12 protein-coding genes are annotated in these 16,500 nt (G+C 72.0%); 9 read left to right on the plus strand and 3 right to left on the minus strand.

The window, feature by feature from the left end; translation table 11 throughout:
- Positions 1 to 8: 8 nt before the first annotated feature.
- The 4 genes from ASD18_RS06580 (at position 9) to narI (ending at position 6,854) form a co-directional block, all read left to right on the plus strand.
- Positions 9 to 3,692 (plus strand): nitrate reductase subunit alpha, encoded by a 3,684-nt coding sequence (locus tag ASD18_RS06580; RefSeq protein ID WP_056088341.1) that lies wholly within the window; start codon positions 9 to 11, stop codon positions 3,690 to 3,692.
- Positions 3,692 to 5,353, plus strand: a complete 1,662-nt coding sequence (gene narH, locus ASD18_RS06585) for a nitrate reductase subunit beta (RefSeq protein WP_056088344.1) — start codon at positions 3,692 to 3,694, stop codon at positions 5,351 to 5,353. Before ASD18_RS06580 ends, narH begins: the two co-directional genes overlap by 1 nt.
- Positions 5,350 to 5,958: a nitrate reductase molybdenum cofactor assembly chaperone gene (narJ, locus tag ASD18_RS06590; RefSeq protein WP_056088347.1), complete on the plus strand. Its 609-nt coding sequence runs from the start codon at positions 5,350 to 5,352 to the stop codon at positions 5,956 to 5,958. The genes narH and narJ overlap by 4 nt, the downstream gene beginning before the upstream one ends.
- Positions 5,959 to 6,110: 152 nt before the next feature.
- The gene (narI, locus tag ASD18_RS06595) at positions 6,111 to 6,854 is read left to right on the plus strand and encodes a respiratory nitrate reductase subunit gamma (RefSeq protein ID WP_056088350.1); all 744 of its coding nucleotides are present in this window, start codon (positions 6,111 to 6,113) and stop codon (positions 6,852 to 6,854) included.
- Here the strand turns inward: narI and ASD18_RS06600 are convergent.
- A complete protein-coding gene (locus ASD18_RS06600; protein ID WP_056088353.1) occupies positions 6,851 to 7,087 on the minus strand; it encodes a hypothetical protein in 237 nt (78 codons plus the stop codon). The genes narI and ASD18_RS06600 overlap by 4 nt on opposite strands.
- A 575-nt stretch (positions 7,088 to 7,662) precedes the next feature.
- Between ASD18_RS06600 and ASD18_RS06605 the strand changes: the two genes are divergently transcribed.
- The 4 genes from ASD18_RS06605 (at position 7,663) to ASD18_RS06620 (ending at position 12,641) form a co-directional block, all read left to right on the plus strand.
- On the plus strand, positions 7,663 to 9,276 hold the full coding sequence (locus ASD18_RS06605) for a glycosyl hydrolase family 18 protein (protein WP_056088358.1): 1,614 nt from the start codon (positions 7,663 to 7,665) through the stop codon (positions 9,274 to 9,276).
- 131 nt (positions 9,277 to 9,407) lie between these two features.
- Complete coding sequence (locus tag ASD18_RS06610) at positions 9,408 to 10,463, plus strand: matrixin family metalloprotease (protein WP_200938486.1); 1,056 nt, start codon at positions 9,408 to 9,410, stop codon at positions 10,461 to 10,463.
- Positions 10,464 to 10,560: 97 nt separating this feature from the next.
- Entirely contained in the window at positions 10,561 to 11,100 is a 540-nt protein-coding gene (locus ASD18_RS06615; RefSeq protein WP_056088365.1) for a hypothetical protein, read from the plus strand.
- Between the two features lie 80 nt (positions 11,101 to 11,180).
- Positions 11,181 to 12,641: a PQQ-binding-like beta-propeller repeat protein gene (locus tag ASD18_RS06620; RefSeq protein WP_056088368.1), complete on the plus strand. Its 1,461-nt coding sequence runs from the start codon at positions 11,181 to 11,183 to the stop codon at positions 12,639 to 12,641.
- 46 nt (positions 12,642 to 12,687) lie between these two features.
- Here ASD18_RS06620 and aztD read toward each other — a convergent pair whose 3' ends face one another.
- Complete coding sequence (gene aztD / locus ASD18_RS06625; RefSeq protein ID WP_056088373.1) at positions 12,688 to 13,941, minus strand: zinc metallochaperone AztD; 1,254 nt, start codon at positions 13,939 to 13,941, stop codon at positions 12,688 to 12,690.
- Positions 13,942 to 14,022: 81 nt separating this feature from the next.
- Here aztD and ASD18_RS06630 point away from each other — a divergent pair, with 81 nt between their 5' ends.
- Positions 14,023 to 15,552, plus strand: a complete 1,530-nt coding sequence (locus ASD18_RS06630) for a PQQ-binding-like beta-propeller repeat protein (RefSeq protein ID WP_082573593.1) — start codon at positions 14,023 to 14,025, stop codon at positions 15,550 to 15,552.
- A gap of 3 nt (positions 15,553 to 15,555) precedes the next feature.
- On the opposite strand, the gene ASD18_RS06635 is transcribed toward ASD18_RS06630, so the two are convergent.
- A complete protein-coding gene (locus ASD18_RS06635) occupies positions 15,556 to 16,332 on the minus strand; it encodes an aldo/keto reductase (RefSeq protein WP_200938487.1) in 777 nt (258 codons plus the stop codon).
- Positions 16,333 to 16,500: the final 168 nt, after the last annotated feature.

Below are 16,500 nucleotides of genomic sequence, written 5' to 3' on the forward strand. Positions count from 1 at the left end.
GAGCAGTCATGACCGGACTGGACGAGGGTGTGGTCGAGGCGCTGCTCAAGACGCGCCGGTTCCTGCGCAAGAACGAGGTGTCGGCGGACCTGCGCACGCTGCACCAGATCGGCGGGCGCGACGCGGACACGTTCTACCGGGACCGCTGGAGCCACGACAAGGTGGTCCGGTCCACGCACGGCGTGAACTGCACGGGCTCGTGCTCGTGGAAGGTGTTCGTCAAGGACGGCATCATCACGTGGGAGGCCCAGCAGACGGACTACCCGTCGACCGGCCCGGACCGCCCCGAGTACGAGCCGCGGGGCTGCCCGCGCGGGGCCGCCTTCTCCTGGTACACCTACTCGCCGACGCGCGTCCGGTACCCGTACGTCCGCGGCCTCCTGCTGGAGATGTACCGCGAGGCCAAGGCGCGGCTGGGTGACCCGGTGCTGGCGTGGGCGGACGTCGTCGGCGATCCCGTCCGGTCCGCGCGGTACAAGGCGGCGCGCGGCAAGGGCGGGCTGGTGCGGGCGTCGTGGGCCGAGGCCGTCGAGATGGTGGCCGCCGCGCACGTGCACACGATCAAGGAGCACGGCCCGGACCGGATCGCGGGGTTCTCGCCCATCCCGGCGATGTCGATGGTGTCGCACGGCGTCGGTGCCCGGTTCTACGCGCTGCTGGGCGCCCCGATGCTCTCGTTCTACGACTGGTACGCGGACCTGCCGGTGGCCTCGCCGCAGGTGTTCGGCGACCAGACCGACGTGCCCGAGTCGGGGGACTGGTGGGACGCCGGGTACCTGATCATGTGGGGCTCGAACGTGCCCGTGACCCGCACGCCGGACGCGCACTGGATGGTCGAGGCGCGGTACCGGGGCCAGAAGGTCGTCGCTGTCTCGCCGGACTACGCGGACAACGTGAAGTTCGCCGACGAGTGGCTCGCACCGGCGCCCGGCACCGACGGCGCCTTGGCTATGGCCATGGGGCACGTGATCCTGCGTGAGTTCTTCGTCGAGCGGACCACGCCGTACTTCGACGGGTACGTGAAGAAGTTCACCGACCTGCCGTTCCTGATCACGCTCGACCCTGACCCTGACCCTGACGGAGCCGGGTTCGTGCCCGGCAAGTTCCTCACCGCCGCGGACCTGGGGGAGACGTCGGAGAACGCGCAGTTCAAGACGGTCCTGCTCGACGAGACGACCGGGCAGCCCGTGGTGCCGAACGGGTCGCTCGGGTTCCGGTTCGGCGCCGAGGGGGAAGGGCGCTGGAACCTCGACCTGGCGTCCGTGGAACCGCAGCTGAGCGCGGCGGGCTCCGGTTCCGGGACCGCGGCCGTGACCCTGCCCCGGTTCGACGCGGTCGACGGCTCCGCGGGGGCGATCCTGCGTGGCGTCCCGACGCGGCAGGTGGCCGGCCGCACGGTCACCACGGTGTTCGACCTGCTGCTCGCGCAGTACGGCGTCGGCCGCCCGGGGCTGCCCGGGACCTGGCCCACGGGCTACGACGACGCCGGCTCGCCCTGCACACCCGCCTGGCAGGAGGAGATCACCGGGGTGCCGGCCGCCAAGGCGGAGAAGATCGGCCGCGAGTTCGCCGCCAACGCGGAGGAGTCGAAGGGCCGGTCGATGATCCTCATGGGCGCCGGGACCAATCACTGGTTCCACGCCGACACCATCTACCGCGCATTCCTCACGCTCACCGCACTGTGCGGGACCCAGGGCGTGAACGGCGGCGGCTGGGCGCACTACGTCGGCCAGGAGAAGGTCCGCCCGATCACCGGGTACGGCCTGTACGCGAACGCGCTCGACTGGTCGCGGCCGCCGCGGAACATGATCCAGACCGCGTACTGGTACCTGCACACCGACCAGTTCCGGTACGACCAGTTCGGCGCGGACGCGCTCGCGGCGTCGAAGTCGGGCGGGCTCTGGGCGGGGATGACCACCGCGGACGTGCTGGCGCAGTCGGCGCGGCTGGGGTGGATGCCGTCGTACCCGACGTTCGACCGCAACCCGCTGACGCTCGCGGACGACGTGGCCGCCTCGGGGAAGCCGGCCACGGAGTACGTCCCCGCGGCGCTGCAGGACGGCTCGCTGCGGTTCGCGGGCGAGGATCCCGACGCCCCCGAGAACTTCCCGCGCGTGCTCACCATCTGGCGGTCCAACCTGCTGGGCAGCTCCGCCAAGGGCAACGAGTACTTCCTCGAGCACCTGCTGGGCACCGACTCGTCGCTGCGGGCCGAGGAGGCGCCGCCCGCGCACCGACCGCGGGACGTGGTCTGGAGGGACGAGGCGCCCCGCGGCAAGCTCGACCTGCTGCTCACCCTCGACTTCCGGATGACGTCGACCACCGTGTTCAGCGACGTCGTCCTGCCGGCGGCCACCTGGTACGAGAAGTACGACCTGAGCAGCACGGACATGCACCCGTTCGTGCACTCGTTCAACCCGGCCATCGCGCCGCCGTGGCAGACCCGCACCGACTTCGACGCGTTCCACGAGATCGCCAAGGCGTTCAGCACGCTCGCGGCGACGCACCTCGGCGTCCGGCAGGACGTCGTCGCGGTCCCGCTGACCCACGACACCCCGGACGCGATGGCGACCCCGTCGGGCATCGTGCGCGACTGGAAGACCGGGGAGTGCGACCCGGTCCCGGGCGTGACGATGCCGAAGCTGGTGGTCGTGGAGCGGGACTACCCCGCGGTCGCGGACAAGCTCGGCGCGCTCGGTCCGCTAGCCTCGTCGCTCGGCGCGACGACCAAGGGCATCACGTTCGACCTCACCAAGCCCATCGAGTACCTCGGCAAGAAGAACGGGCTGGTCCGCGGGGGTGCGGGCGACGGACGGCCGTCGCTGCAGCGGGACGTGCACGTGTGCGAGGCGATCCTCGCGATGTCCGGCACCACCAACGGGCACCTGGCCACCGAGGGGTTCCACACCCTCGAGAAGCGCACCGGCCGGAAGCTGGCGGACCTGGCGGCGGAGCACGAGGGCAAGCAGGTGACGTTCGCGGACACGCAGGCCGCGCCGACGCCCGTCATCACGTCACCCGAGTGGTCCGGCTCCGAGTCGGGCGGCCGGCGGTACTCGCCGTTCACCATCAACGTCGAACGCCTCAAGCCCTGGCACACCCTCACGGGCCGGCAGCACTTCTTCCTCGACCACGACTGGATGACCGAGCTGGGCGAGAACCTGCCGGTCTTCCGCCCGCCCCTGAACATGGCCGCCCTGTTCGGGGAGCCGCAGATCGGGTCCAGCGGGGAGCTCGGCATCGCGGTGCGGTACCTGACGCCGCACAACAAGTGGTCCATCCACTCCGAGTACCAGGACAACCTCCTGATGCTCAGCCTGTCGCGCGGCGGTCCGGGCATCTGGATGAGCCAGAAGGACGCGGACAAGATCGGGGTCACGGACAACGACTGGATCGAGGCGGTCAACCGCAACGGCGTCGTCGTCGCCCGCGCCATCGTGTCCCACCGCATGCCGGAGGGGACGGTCTACATGCACCACGCGCAGGACCGGCTCATCGACGTCCCGCGCTCGCAGACCTCCGGCAAGCGCGGCGGCATCCACAACTCGCTGACCCGCATCCTCATGAAACCCAGCCACCTCATCGGCGGCTACGCCCAGCTGACCTTCGCGTTCAACTACCTAGGGCCCACCGGCAACCAGCGCGACGAGGTCACGGTCATCCGTCGGCGCTCGCAGGAGGTGGAGTACTGATGCGGATCATGGCGCAGATGTCGATGGTGATGAACCTCGACAAGTGCATCGGCTGTCACACGTGCTCGGTGACCTGCAAGCAGGCGTGGACCAACCGCGCCGGCACCGAGTACGTCTGGTTCAACAACGTGGAGACGCGACCCGGGCAGGGGTACCCGCGGACCTACCAGGACCAGGAGCGCTGGCAGGGCGGGTGGACGCTGAACAAGCGCGGCCGCCTCAAGCTCAAGGCGGGCGGGCGGCTGAAGAACCTGGCGACGATCTTCGTCAGCCCCAAGATGCCGTCGCTCGACGACTACTACGAGCCGTGGACGTACGACTACGAGACGCTGACCACCGCACCTCTCCAGGAGCACACCCCGGTGGCCCGGCCGCGGTCGCTGATCAGCGGCGAGCCCATGCAGATCGGGTGGAGCGCCAACTGGGACGACGACCTGGGCGGCAGCGCCGCGACCCTCGCGGGCGACCCGATCCTGGCCAGGGTGTCCACCAAGATCAAGTTCGAGTTCGAGCAGACGTTCATGTTCTACCTGCCGCGCATCTGCGAGCACTGCCTCAACCCGTCGTGCGCGGCGTCGTGCCCCTCGGGCGCCATCTACAAGCGCGCCGAGGACGGGATCGTGCTCGTCGACCAGGACCAGTGCAAGGGCTGGCGCAAGTGCGTCACGGGCTGCCCGTACAAGAAGATCTACTTCAACCACCGCACCGGCAAGGCCGAGAAGTGCACGTTCTGCTTCCCGCGCATCGAGGTGGGCCTGCCGACGGTCTGCTCCGAGACGTGCGTCGGTCGGCTGCGGTACCTCGGCCTGGTCCTCTACGACGCCGACAAGGTGCTGGCGGCCGCGTCGGTGACCGACGAGCACGACCTGCTGGAGGCGCAGCGCGGGGTGTTCTGCGACCCGCACGACCCCGCGGTGGTGCGGGAGGCCGAGCGGGCCGGCATCCCGCGCGACTGGATCGAGGCCGCCCAGCGCTCCCCGATCTGGGCCCTGATCAGCACGTTCAAGGTGGCCCTGCCGCTGCACCCTGAGTACCGCACGATGCCGATGGTCTGGTACATCCCGCCGCTGTCGCCGGTGGTCGACGCGGTCGCCGAGACCGGCGAGGACGCCGAGTCGAAGGGCAACCTGTTCGCCGCCATCGACCAGCTCCGGATCCCGGTGGAGTACCTGGCCGAGCTGTTCACCGCGGGGGACACGGTGCCGGTGACCGGGGTGCTGAAGAAGCTCGCCGCGATGCGTTCGTACATGCGCGACATCTCGATGGGTCGCGACGCCGACCCGTCGATCCCCGCGGCCGTCGGCATGACCGAGCAGGAGATGCTCGACATGTACCGGCTGCTGGCCATCGCCAAGTACGACGAGCGGTACGTCATCCCCGCAGCCCACGCGGAGGCGGCGCACGGCCTGGAGGAGATCGCGACCGAGTGCAGCCTCGACTACGAGGGCGGCCCCGGCATGGGCGGCTCCGGGCCGTTCGGCGAGGGCTCCGGTGCCGGCACGCCGCTGGCGGTGGAGAACTTCCGGGCGCTCAAGGACCGGCAGACCGCCGACGAGGTCACGCCGACCGGGGGACAGGGCGGACGCGTCAACCTGCTCAACTGGGACGGCAAGGGCAACCCGCCGCCCGGGCTGTTCCCCCAGCGGAAGGACCCGTCATGAGGCGCGACGACGCCCGCACGAGGGCGCTGACCCACCGGATCGCCGCGCTGCTGCTGGAGTACCCCACGGCGGAGCTCGTCGCGCAGGTGCCCGACCTGCGCGCGATCTCCCCGACGCGGGCCTTCGACCCGTTGTTCGACCACCTCGCCACGGCCCCGCTCACGGAGCTGACCGCCGAGTACGTCGACACCTTCGACCTGCGCCGCAAGATCTGCCTCTACCTGACGTACTACGCGTACGGGGACACCCGCGAGCGCGGGATGGCGCTGCTCGCGTTCAAGCGGGCGTTCCGTGCGGCGGGCCTGGAGATCAGTGCCGACGAGCTCCCCGACCACCTCTGCGTCGTCCTGGAGTTCAGCGCCACGGCCGACGTGGAGGCCGGGACGCGGCTGCTGCTCGAGCACCGGGCCGGACTCGAGCTGCTGCGGCTCGCACTGGTCGACCGTGGCTCCCCGTGGGCCGGGGCGCTCACCGCGGTCTGCTCCACGCTGCCGCCGCTGAAGGGCGACGAGCGGGAGGCTGTGGCGCGCCTGGCCGCCGAGGGCCCACCCGGTGAGCAGGTCGGCCTCGAGCCCTACGGCGCGATGGCGGGGATGCCGCGATGAGCCAGATCCTCGTTCCCTCCGTGCACCCGGCGATGGCGGGGATGCCGCGATGAGCCAGATCCTCGTTCCCTCCGTGCACCCGGCGATGTCGGGGATGCCGCGATGAGCCAGATCCTCGTTCCCTCCGTCCACCTTCACCTGGAGATGCCGCGATGAGCGCCGTCCTGCTCTGGGTCGTCATCCCGTACGTGTGCCTGGCGTTCTTCGTCGGCGGGCACGTGTGGCGGTACCGGTACGACAAGTTCGGCTGGACCACGCGCTCGTCGCAGCTGTACGAGAGCCGGCTGCTGCGCTGGGGGAGCCCGCTGTTCCACTTCGGGATCCTCGCGGTGTTCTTCGGGCACGTGATGGGGCTGGGCATCCCGGAAAGCTGGACGTCGGCCGTCGGCATCTCCGAGGAGCTGTATCACGTCATGGCCGTCTCGATCGGGGCCGTGGCAGGGTTCTGCACGCTCGTCGGCCTGACCCTGCTCATCTACCGCCGGCGCACGGTCGGCCCCGTGTTCAGCGCCACGACGAAGATGGACAAGGTCATGTACCTGTTCCTCGCGCTGGTGATCGTGCTCGGCGTCTGGAACACGGTCGCGGGCTCGGTGCTGAACCTCAACGGTGACTACGACTACCGCACGGGTGTGTCCGAGTGGTTCCGCGGCATCTTCCTGTTCCAGCCGAAGCCGGAGCTGATGGCCGAGGCGCCGTTCGGGTTCCAGGCACACGCGATGGTGGCCATGCTGCTGTTCGCCCTGTGGCCGTTCACCCGGCTGGTGCACGTGCTGAGCGTCCCGATCTTCTACCTGTGGCGGCCCTACGTGGTCTACCGCGGCCGGTCCGACCGGGCAGGCAGCCGGGCGACGAGGCCCGGCTGGGACGCGTCGGACGACAGGGTGCGCCGCTAGCGAGGGGCGTGGAGCTGCTCGGTCGCCTCGGCCAGCAGGCGCTCGAGCACGGCGTGCCGGTCCACGGCGCGCAGCAGGACGTCGTCGTCGCGACCGCGGCGGGCCTCGTCGACCTCGTGGTGCGCCCGGCTGGTGGCCGCGGCGAGCTGGAACCAGGTAGCGCCGGCGACCTCGCGCCGGACGCGCGCCTCGACCTGAGGATCGACCCGGTGGTGCTGATCGACGAGCGTCATGTCCCGACTCCTTCGTCCTCGCTCACCTCCATGGTGCGCGCACCCACCGACACCTGTGGGGCGACACGCGCGCGTGCACGGAGAAGGAGTCGGTGGACCTGCGGCACGGACATCAGCGCCGGGTACGCGCGCGACGGGCTGTAGCACCTAGGAATTCATTGTCCTGGAACCAGCGGCAACAATGCGCCGAACAATGCACGTGACGCATTCTCGCCCGGGCGAGTGACGGCACTCCAGGGACCCCGGCGCTCCACTGGCGACGCCGAGACGGGGACCGGGCTGCGAGCGCAGTGACACGTTTCCAGCAGGCACGATGTCGCGTCTCTCCCCGGCTGTTCCGGGCATTCCGGACGACGCCCCGCCGACCTCGGGGACAGCGCATTCCGGAGTTGATCGGGAAAGAAATGCACGTTCGGGTGACGCTCGACCGATGTGGCGCCAGGCGTTGACTTCACCCTGTGACCCCGGTTACCGTCCTTGTGAACCATTAGTACGCACTCCTTACATATTCGACGCTCCGACGATGGACAGGGGACCGCACGATGGCTTTCGCCAGACACTCCAGCCAGACACCGATGGGCCGACGACGTCCCGTCCTGATCACCACGGCGCTCGCCGCGGTGATCACGCTGCTCGCCGCGCTGGTCGCCTCCCAGCCGGCGTTCGCCGCAGGCTCGATCGGCGCCACGTTCACCTCCGCCGGCGACTGGGGCACGGGCCACCAGGTCAACGTCAAGGTCACCAACTCCGGCACCACGGTGGTGAACGGGTGGACGATCGAGTTCGACCTCCCCGCCGGGGACACCATCAGCAGCTCGTGGGACGCCGACGTCACGCGCAGCGGCAGCCACTACACCGCGAAGAACAAGAGCTGGTCGCCCACCCTCGCGCCCGGTGCCTCGCTGACCTGGGGCTACGTGGCGACCGGGCCGTTCAAGAGCCCCGCGACGTGCAGCATCAACGGCGTGGCGTGCACCGGGGGGACTCCCACCAGCACCCCGACCTCCACCCCGACGCCGACCACGACGCCGACGCCGACCCCCACCCCGACCACCACCACGCCGCCGCCCCCGGGCGGCAAGAAGCTCGTCGGCTACTTCGCCGAGTGGGGCGTCTACGGCCGCAATTACCACGTGAAGAACATCGAGACGAGCGGCTCGGCCTCGAAGCTGACCCACATCCTCTACGCGTTCGGCAACACCACCGGCGGCCAGTGCTCGATCGGTGACTCGTACGCGGCCTACGACAAGGCGTACACGGCGGCCGACTCGGTCGACGGTGTCGCCGACACGTGGGACCAGCCCCTGCGGGGCAACTTCAACCAGCTGAAGAAGCTCAAGGCCATGCACCCCGGCCTCAAGGTCATCTGGTCCTTCGGCGGCTGGACCTGGTCGTCCGGCTTCACGCAGGCGGCGGCCAACCCGACCGCGTTCGCCGACTCCTGCTACAACCTGCTCAACGACTCCCGCTGGGCCGGTCTCTTCGACGGCATCGACATCGACTGGGAGTACCCGAACGCGTGCGGCCTGTCGTGCGACTCCAGCGGTCCCGCGGCCTTCAACAACGTGATCACCGCGCTGCGCAACAAGTTCGGCAGCGGCAAGCTGATCACGGCGGCCATCACGGCCGACGGCAGCACCGGCGGCAAGATCGACGCCGCCGACTACGCCGGTGGGGCGCAGAAGCTCGACTGGATCATGCCGATGTCCTACGACTACTTCGGGGCGTTCAACCCGACGGGTCCGACGGCGCCGCACTCGCCCCTGACGTCCTACGCGGGCATCCCGCAGGCGGGCTTCAACACGGAGGCCGCGGTGAACAAGCTCATCGCCAAGGGCATCCCGGCGAACAAGATCCTGCTCGGCGTCGGCTTCTACGGCCGCGGCTGGACGGGCGTCACGCAGACGGCCCCGGGTGGCTCGGCGTCCGGCGCGGCACCCGGCACGTACGAGGCCGGCATCGAGGACTACAAGGTGCTCAAGACCCGGTGCCCGGCCACGGGGACCGTCGGAGGGACCGCGTACGCCAAGTGCGGCTCGGAGTGGTGGGGCTACGACACGCCCAGCACGCTGGCCGGCAAGACGTCGTGGGCCAAGGGCAAGGGACTCGGCGGCGCCTTCTTCTGGGAGCTGTCGGGTGACACGTCCAACGGCGAGCTGATCAGCGCGCTCTCCAACGGGCTGAAGTAGCCCACGCGAAGCCCGGCTGCCGGATACCCTCCCTCCGGCGGCCGGGCTTCCGCGCGCGCACCCTCCACCGAGGGTGCCGCCGTGCCGACGACGTCGAGGGTCCGTCCCGGGCCCGTGAGCGAGGGGCGCTGGTGAACGGACCTGCTGGGCCTGGGGCCCCGGACGACCTGCCGCGCTCCCCGTCCGGGCGCGTGCCGCAGTGGGTGATCGACGAGGCTGCCGGCCGCAGTGCGGGGCCACCCGTGGTCCGGGACGACGCACCGGGCCGCCGACGCGGGCGGTTCGGGGGTCGGCGCCGGGTCCGGGTGGCCGGGACGCGTCGCGCCCGCGCGGTCGCACCCAGCCCGGCGGCTCCCTCCACCCGGTCGTCGTCGCGCTCGTCGACGGTGGTCGCCGTGCTCGTCCTCGCCGCGCTGCTGGGCGGGACCTGGGTCGTGCAGTCGGGACGTCTGCCGCAGGTGCTCGCCTGGGCGGGTGCCCCGGAGCCGGCCCCGACGACGGCCCGCAACCCGTACGCGCCGACACCCGGCGTGGGCGCCGCCACCGCACCGCTGGGGACGCCGCCGCCGGTCACCGGCACGAGCACGTCGTTCGCCTACGTGGCGCTGCAGGGCGACCGCGCCACGCCCGTCGCGCACGACCCGTGCCGGCCGATCCACTACGTGACGCGGCCGGACGCCGCGCCGGAGGGTGGCCAGCAGCTCATCACGGACGCCGTCGCCCGGATCTCGCAGGCCACCGGGCTGCAGTTCGTCGACGACGGCCCGACGACGGAGGCCCCGTCGCCACAGAGGGAGCCGTACCAGCTCGAGCGCTACGGCGACCGGTGGGTGCCCGTGCTGTTCAGCTGGTCCTCGCCGCGGGAGGACGCGACCCTCGCCGGGTTCGTGGCCGGCGCGGCCGGGAGCGTCCACGTGAGCCTGGCGGACGGGCCGGAGGTCTACGTGACGGGGCAGGTGATGCTCGACGCCCCGCAGCTCGCGGAGTCCGCCACCCATCCCGGCGGCGACGCGATCGCCCGGTCCATCGTGCTGCACGAGGTCGGGCACCTCGTGGGCCTCCAGCACGTCGAGGACGCGACGCAGATCATGTACCCCGAGGCGCAGGAGGGAGTCGCCGAGCTCGGCTCCGGGGACCTGACCGGGCTCGCCGCGCTCGGCGGCGGGGCGTGCGTCCCCGAGCTCTGAACGGCACCGTTTCACCCGTTATGTCATGGTCCGCCGGTCGTAAACTGGATGATCGGGCATCCATCCGCGGGGGCCCGCGCGACGGAGGAGTCGTGCGATGAGGCGTGCATTCCTGTCGGTCCTGCTGCTGGTCAGCACGTTCCTGATGATCCCGGCATCGCCCGCCACGGCGGCGCCCTACTGCGGCCTCGTGTGGGGGTCGCTCACCAAGTCGGCGCCGTCCCTGTCGCAGGCGCCGGTGGTGAACGTCCGGACCGGCCGGCACAGCTGCTACGACCGGCTCGTGGTCGACGTCGCGGGCGATGTCGGCGGGTACACGGTGTCCTACGTACCCCAGGTGGTGCAGGACGGCTCCGGCGAGCCGATCCCGACCCGTGGCGGCGCCGCCCTGCAGATCACCGTGAACGACCCGGCGTACGACGTCAACGGCAACCCGACCTACTCGCCGGCCAACCGGCTCGAGCTGCGCGACGTCTCCGGGTACCGCACGTTCCGGCAGGTCGTGTTCGCCGGGAGCTTCGAGGGGTACACGAGCCTCGGCCTCGGCGTCCGGGCACGGCTGCCGTTCCGCGTGTTCGTCCTGGACGGTCCGGGCAGCGGGTCACGCGTGGTCGTGGACGTCGCGCACCGCTGGTGACCAGGCAGCGCGCGCTCGACGCTCTGAGTCTCCGGAGCCGTGCGCGCGCCGCCACCGCCGGGCGGGGTTAGCGTCTGGCCATGGCGCGCGGTGCGATGCAGCACGTCGAGCTGGACGAGGCGGCCGAGTCGTCGGCGCCCGCCCCGGCTCCGCCTGCGCGCCCCGCGCGGCTCTGGTGGTGGGTCGGGGGAGTCGCGGGCGCGGTCGTCGCGGCACTGGTCGTGACGCAGGTGGTCCTCGACGGCCGGGAGCGAGCGGCGTCGGCCCGGCTGGCGGCGACGCCAGGCGTGGTGCGCGCGATCGACGAGGACGTCGGCGTCCTGTGGCGGCCGGACCCCGCGGCGACCGGGGTGCTCACGCAGGGCATCGAGGTCGGCGGCGCGGTGCTCGGTCTGTCCGTCGCGGACGACGGGTCCCAGGCGTTCGTCGCGCTCGACCAGCGCACGGGGCAGCAGCGGTTCTCGACGCCGCTCGTCGGGGCCGACGCGGACCGGGCGCGGTCGCTGGACCGGTCGGCGGCCGGCACCTGCGTGCCCGTGCCGGCGGGCGACGGCACGCCCCGGCAGGCGGCGTGCCTGGTGAGCGACGGGTTCGTGCACTACGGGGACGAGGGCGTCGAGACCCGCAAGCCCGCGACGAGCACCCGCGTGGTCCTCCTCGACACCGCCGACGGGCGCGTGGTCGCCGACGTGTCCGCACCCGGGGCGACCACCCTGACGGCCCTGCCGGGGCTCGCGGTCGTGGGCGTGCCCGCTCGGGACGGCCGGACCGAGGTGACCGGCCGGGACATCCGGACCGGCGACGTGCGCTGGCGGTTCGACCCGCCGCTGCCGGGTGCCGACCGCCGGGCGTTCGCCGGCGAGGTGCGCCTGTTCGCGGTCGACGGGCTTGTCGGCGTCACGATCCCCGGCTGGACCGCCACGGTGCTCTCGCCCTCGGGACAGGTGCTCCGCGCCAGCCGACCCGGGAACGCGGACCACGCGGTCGACCCCGTCGCCGGCCGCGCGGTCCTGCTGTACAGCAGCGGCTCGGGTGGGCTGTGGTCCACGCTGGTCGAGCGGGGGCGTGCGGACGTCGAGCTGCCGGGTGAGGTGCTGCCGTTCACGGTCGACGACGGGAGCGTGCCGGACCTCGTGCTCACGTCCGGCGGGAACGTGCGCGGCTGGGACAGGTCCACCGGTGAGGCGCGCTGGAAGTCGGACGTCGTCGCGTCGGTGAACGCGCTGGTCCTGCGGGGTCGGGTCTACCTGAGCACGCAGGCCGGGGTCGTCGCGCTCGACGGCAGGACCGGGGACGTGGTCTGGCGGGGCGCCACCGCTGAGGGGAACGTGCCGGGGTTCCTGGTCACGGACGGCGAGCTCCTGGTCGCGGCCGACCAGCCCGTCGGCGGCGGCCCTCGCAGCGAGCTGGTCGCCTACGCCCTGGACGACGGGCGGACCGTCTGGCGCGTCCCGCTCCCGGACGGCCTGCGGTCGAGCGTCGCGCTCGGGCACCTGTTCCTGGGCTGGGGAGACGACGGGCGCCTGGCGGTGCTGGGGTGAGCGCCGGGCAGGCCCTCGGGGTTCCGCCGAGGACCTGCCCGACGGGTCAGTGGGAGTGCGTGGCTCCGACCACCCCGACCAGCTCGTTCGGGGTCACCGTCAGCGCGATGCTCTTCCAGAGCTCACCCGTGACGGGGTCGACCACGTGCAGCCGACGTTCCGCGGGGTCGGTCACGTACGCCATTCCGTCGAGCACGCGCAGGGTCGGCCGGGGCTCCTGCCAGTCGTCGGGCTCGGTCCACGGCTCCACGACCGGTGCGGAGCGCTCGATCGCTCCCGAGGTCGCGTCGATGACGTGCAGCGCCCCGTCGGTGCCGAGGACCAGGGCGGCTCCGTCCGCGCCTCGGCCCAGCGACCGGAACGAGTAGCTGGCGGGCAGGTCGACGAGGCGGAGCGTGCCGGTCACGGTGTCGACGAGGGAGACGCGCGTCGGCCGCTCCAGCTCCGCGTCGGGGTCGGTCTTGTAGTCGCCCAGCACCACCGGCGAGACCTCCGTGCCGGCCTGGTTGCCGATCCGGCCGTAGCCGTCGGGCGAGGCCACCTTCGTGATCGTGCCTGCGCGGTAGACGAGCACGCCGTCCTCGCAACCCACGACGACGGCCTCGTCGGCGGCGACCGCCTCACCGTGAACTCCGGGGCACTCGTCCGTCCGGGTGACCTCGGAACCGGCAGCATCGAGCACCCGGATCCCGGTGCGGACGTCCTCGGTGCCCTCGCTGACCACGAGCGTGCCGTCCTCGAGCTCGACCGCGACTCCGTGGTGCGCGGACGGGGTGGAGAGCGTCCGGGCGCCGGCCGGGCCGTCGGCGACGTGGGCCGAGTCGATCACCGTGACCGTGCCGGTGCCGTCGTCGAAGAGGGCGGTCCGTCCCTCGTGCGGCACCACGTGCCCCGGCTTCTCGGCCGGGTACACGGTGCTCGTGAGCACGGGATCGGCGGCGTAGTAGTGGGCGTGGTCGCCGTGCGCCTCCGCCCAGGCGCCGGCGTCGAGGACGGTGAAGCCGCCGTCGGTCGAGACGAGCAGGTGCCGGCCGTCCCCGGCCTCGTTGAGCCGGGCGAAGCCGTCGAGCGGGAGGTCGGCGAGGGTCTCGAGCGTGGTCGCGTCGAGGACCTGGATCCCTCCGTCGTAGGTGAGGACCAGGCGAGGTTGCAGCGTCGCGGTCTCCTGCGCGTCGGACGCCGGGTCCGTGGCCGGGGCATCTGTGGCCGGGGTGCTCGCGCAGGCGGCGAGCAGGGTCAGCGGGAGGACGAGGCCGAGGCGGCGGGCACGGCCGCGGAGCGGGGATCGAGGGGAGGTCATGGGGGGACGCTAACAGCGAATGAGAATGAATATCAACAAGAACGACCACGGGCCGCGCGGCCCCCGGATAGGGTCCCGGTCATGGCGCGGGCTGGCGGGATGCAGGAGGTCGAGCTGCTCGACGGCGACGAGCCCGGCATCGAGGCCGGCCTCGAGCCCGGCTCCGAGCAGCCCGAGGCGCCGGTGCGTGGCCGCCGGGGACTGCGGTGGGTCGTCGCCGGAGGCGTGGCCGTCGCGCTGTCGCTGGCGGGGACCCAGTGGGTGGTCGACGCCCGGGAGAACGCGGCGATCGCGAGGCTCTCCGAGGTCCCGGGGGTCGTGCCCGCGTTCGGGGACGAGCTGACGGTGGCGCGGGCGCTCCCGCCGGGGGAGGTCTCGAGCCTCTGGTCGGGGATCGAGTCGGTGGGCGGCGCGACGGCGAGCCTGGTGGTGGCCGAGGACGGGTCGCAGGCCTTCGCGGCCGTGGACCAGCGCACGGGCGAGACGGTCTGGTCCACCCCGCTCCTGGGGCCGAACGTCGAGCGGGCCGCGTCGCGGGAGTCCGCGTACGGCGGCGGGTGCCAGTCCGATGCCCGTCCGCACGAGGTGGCGACCGTGGCCGTGTGCCTGGTCACGGACGGGTTCACGCGCTATGCCGCCGACGACGGGACCGACGAGCGGGTGCCGGCGACGACCACCCGCGCGGTGGTCCTCGACCCGACGGACGGGCGCGTGATCTCGGACCGCGCCGTCGACTCCGCCGCGCAGCTCGCCGTGCTCCCCGGCCTCGTGCTCGTCGGGATCCGCGACGCCCAGCGCATCGAGATCGTCGCGTACGACCTGCGCACCGGCGACGAGCGGTGGCGGCACGAGGAACCACGCGAGGACACGCATGGCGCAGAGGAGGCCTCGCTCTACTGGGGAATCTTCCGCGCGGGCGACGTCGTGGCCTTCTCACTCGGGGAGGGTGGTGGCCTCGGACTGCTCTCGTCGACCGGCGAGTCCGTCCGCGACGACCTGCGCCCCGCACCGGGCAACGGCGGGTACGGCGTCGACCCGACGACGGGCAACCTCGTCGTGTTCGACTACGGCGTCGACGGGACCCAGGCGACCACGCTGCTCGCCGCCGACGCCGACCCGGCCGACGACGTCGTGCTCGAGGGCGGGGCGATGGACCTCACCGTCGACGACGGGAGCGTGCCGGGCCTGGTGCTCACGTCCCGCGAGCGCGTGCACGGGTGGGACCGTCGGACCGGCGACCACCGCTGGGAGTCCGACGTCCAGAGCACGGGCTTCGCGCTGCTGGTGCGCGGCCGGGTGTACCTCACGACCGCGAGCGGCCTCGCCGCCCTCGACGGGAGGACCGGGGAGGTCGTGTGGCAGCGAGAGGTTCCGGTCGCCGCCGTCGGCTCGCTGGCCACCGACGGCCGGGACCTGCTGATGTCGTCCACGTCCGGCGACGCCGCTCTCGGGTCCGATGGAGTCCGCGGAGGGATGACCGGGTACGACCTCGCCACGGGGGAGCAGACGCGGCACGTCCCGTACCCGGAAGGAGTCGGTGACGTGATGATGCACCGCGGTCTGCTGCTCGGGTGGTCGCCCGAGTCGGAGGAGGTCATGCGCCTCGAGTGATCCTCAGCGCAGGGCGTCGATCGCCGACATCTCGTCGGCCGTGAGCTCGAAGCCGAGGATGTCCAGGTTGGCCGCGATCCGCTCCTGCCGGGTCGACTTCGGGATGACGACGACGTCGTGCTGGACGTGCCAGCGCAGCACCACCTGAGCCGGGCTGACGTCGTGCGCCTGCGCGGCGGCGACGAGTGCGGGTGCCTCCAGGCTCGTCCGCTTCAGCGGGCTGTACCCCTCGACGACGATGCCGCGCTCGCGGTGGGCCGCCAGCAGGTCCGGGTCGTGGTCGCGCGGGCTGTACGGGATCTGGTTGACCGCCGGGGCCTCGCCCGTGGCGGCGATGAGCTCGTCGAGCTGCGCGATCGAGTAGTTGGACACGCCGATCGAGCGCACCAGACCCTCGTCGCGGACCTCCCGGAACACCTGCCACGTCTCCGGCGACGCCTGGCGGTTCGGCGGCCAGTGGATCAGCCACAGGTCCAGGTGGTCGGTGCCCAGCGCGGCCAGCGACTCGGTGAGCGTGCGGCGCGCGCGGCCGGCGTGGTCGGGGGGCAGCTTGGTGGTGACGAAGACGTCGTCGCGGTCGATGCCGACCGTGGCCAGCGCGCGGCCGACCTCGTCCTCGTTGCCGTAGCCCGTGGCGGTGTCGATGTGCCGGTAGCCCAGCTGCAGGGCCGCGCTGACCGCGCGCTCGGCCTCGCCGCCCTCGGACTGCCAGGTGCCCAGGCCGACCATTGGGATCTCGCCGCCGGGCAGGGTGAGGGTGGGGATCGGTGCAGTGATCATGCGCACCAGTCTCACCCGGCACCTCCCGCGGCGCGCGTCGGGTGCTCCTTCGGCGTGCCGGGTCCGGTGGCCATGGACGCTCGATCTCGACGCCAACTTGCGGTTCGGTGCGTAAGTTCTTGCATTATCCGATTCAGTCTTGTCTACCTGTTTGTCCAGAACGTACGG

Origin of the sequence: Cellulomonas sp. Root137, from assembly GCF_001426725.1 — a bacterium.
Taxonomy (GTDB): Bacteria; Actinomycetota; Actinomycetes; order Actinomycetales; family Cellulomonadaceae; genus Cellulomonas.

What these genes read in the sequence shown, in the direction of transcription:
- ASD18_RS06620 (WP_056088368.1), top strand. Translation starts at nt 11,181, where the DNA reads ATGGCGCGCGGTGCGATGCAGCACGTCGAGCTGGACGAGGCGGCCGAG.
- narI (WP_056088350.1), top strand. Translation starts at nt 6,111, where the DNA reads ATGAGCGCCGTCCTGCTCTGGGTCGTCATCCCGTACGTGTGCCTGGCG.
- ASD18_RS06600 (WP_056088353.1), bottom strand. Translation starts at nt 7,087, where the DNA reads ATGACGCTCGTCGATCAGCACCACCGGGTCGATCCTCAGGTCGAGGCG.
- ASD18_RS06615 (WP_056088365.1), top strand. Translation starts at nt 10,561, where the DNA reads ATGAGGCGTGCATTCCTGTCGGTCCTGCTGCTGGTCAGCACGTTCCTG.
- ASD18_RS06580 (WP_056088341.1), top strand. Translation starts at nt 9, where the DNA reads ATGACCGGACTGGACGAGGGTGTGGTCGAGGCGCTGCTCAAGACGCGC.
- ASD18_RS06630 (WP_082573593.1), top strand. Translation starts at nt 14,023, where the DNA reads ATGGCGCGGGCTGGCGGGATGCAGGAGGTCGAGCTGCTCGACGGCGAC.
- narJ (WP_056088347.1), top strand. Translation starts at nt 5,350, where the DNA reads ATGAGGCGCGACGACGCCCGCACGAGGGCGCTGACCCACCGGATCGCC.
- narH (WP_056088344.1), top strand. Translation starts at nt 3,692, where the DNA reads ATGCGGATCATGGCGCAGATGTCGATGGTGATGAACCTCGACAAGTGC.
- ASD18_RS06605 (WP_056088358.1), top strand. Translation starts at nt 7,663, where the DNA reads ATGGGCCGACGACGTCCCGTCCTGATCACCACGGCGCTCGCCGCGGTG.
- aztD (WP_056088373.1), bottom strand. Translation starts at nt 13,941, where the DNA reads ATGACCTCCCCTCGATCCCCGCTCCGCGGCCGTGCCCGCCGCCTCGGC.
- ASD18_RS06635 (WP_200938487.1), bottom strand. Translation starts at nt 16,332, where the DNA reads ATGATCACTGCACCGATCCCCACCCTCACCCTGCCCGGCGGCGAGATC.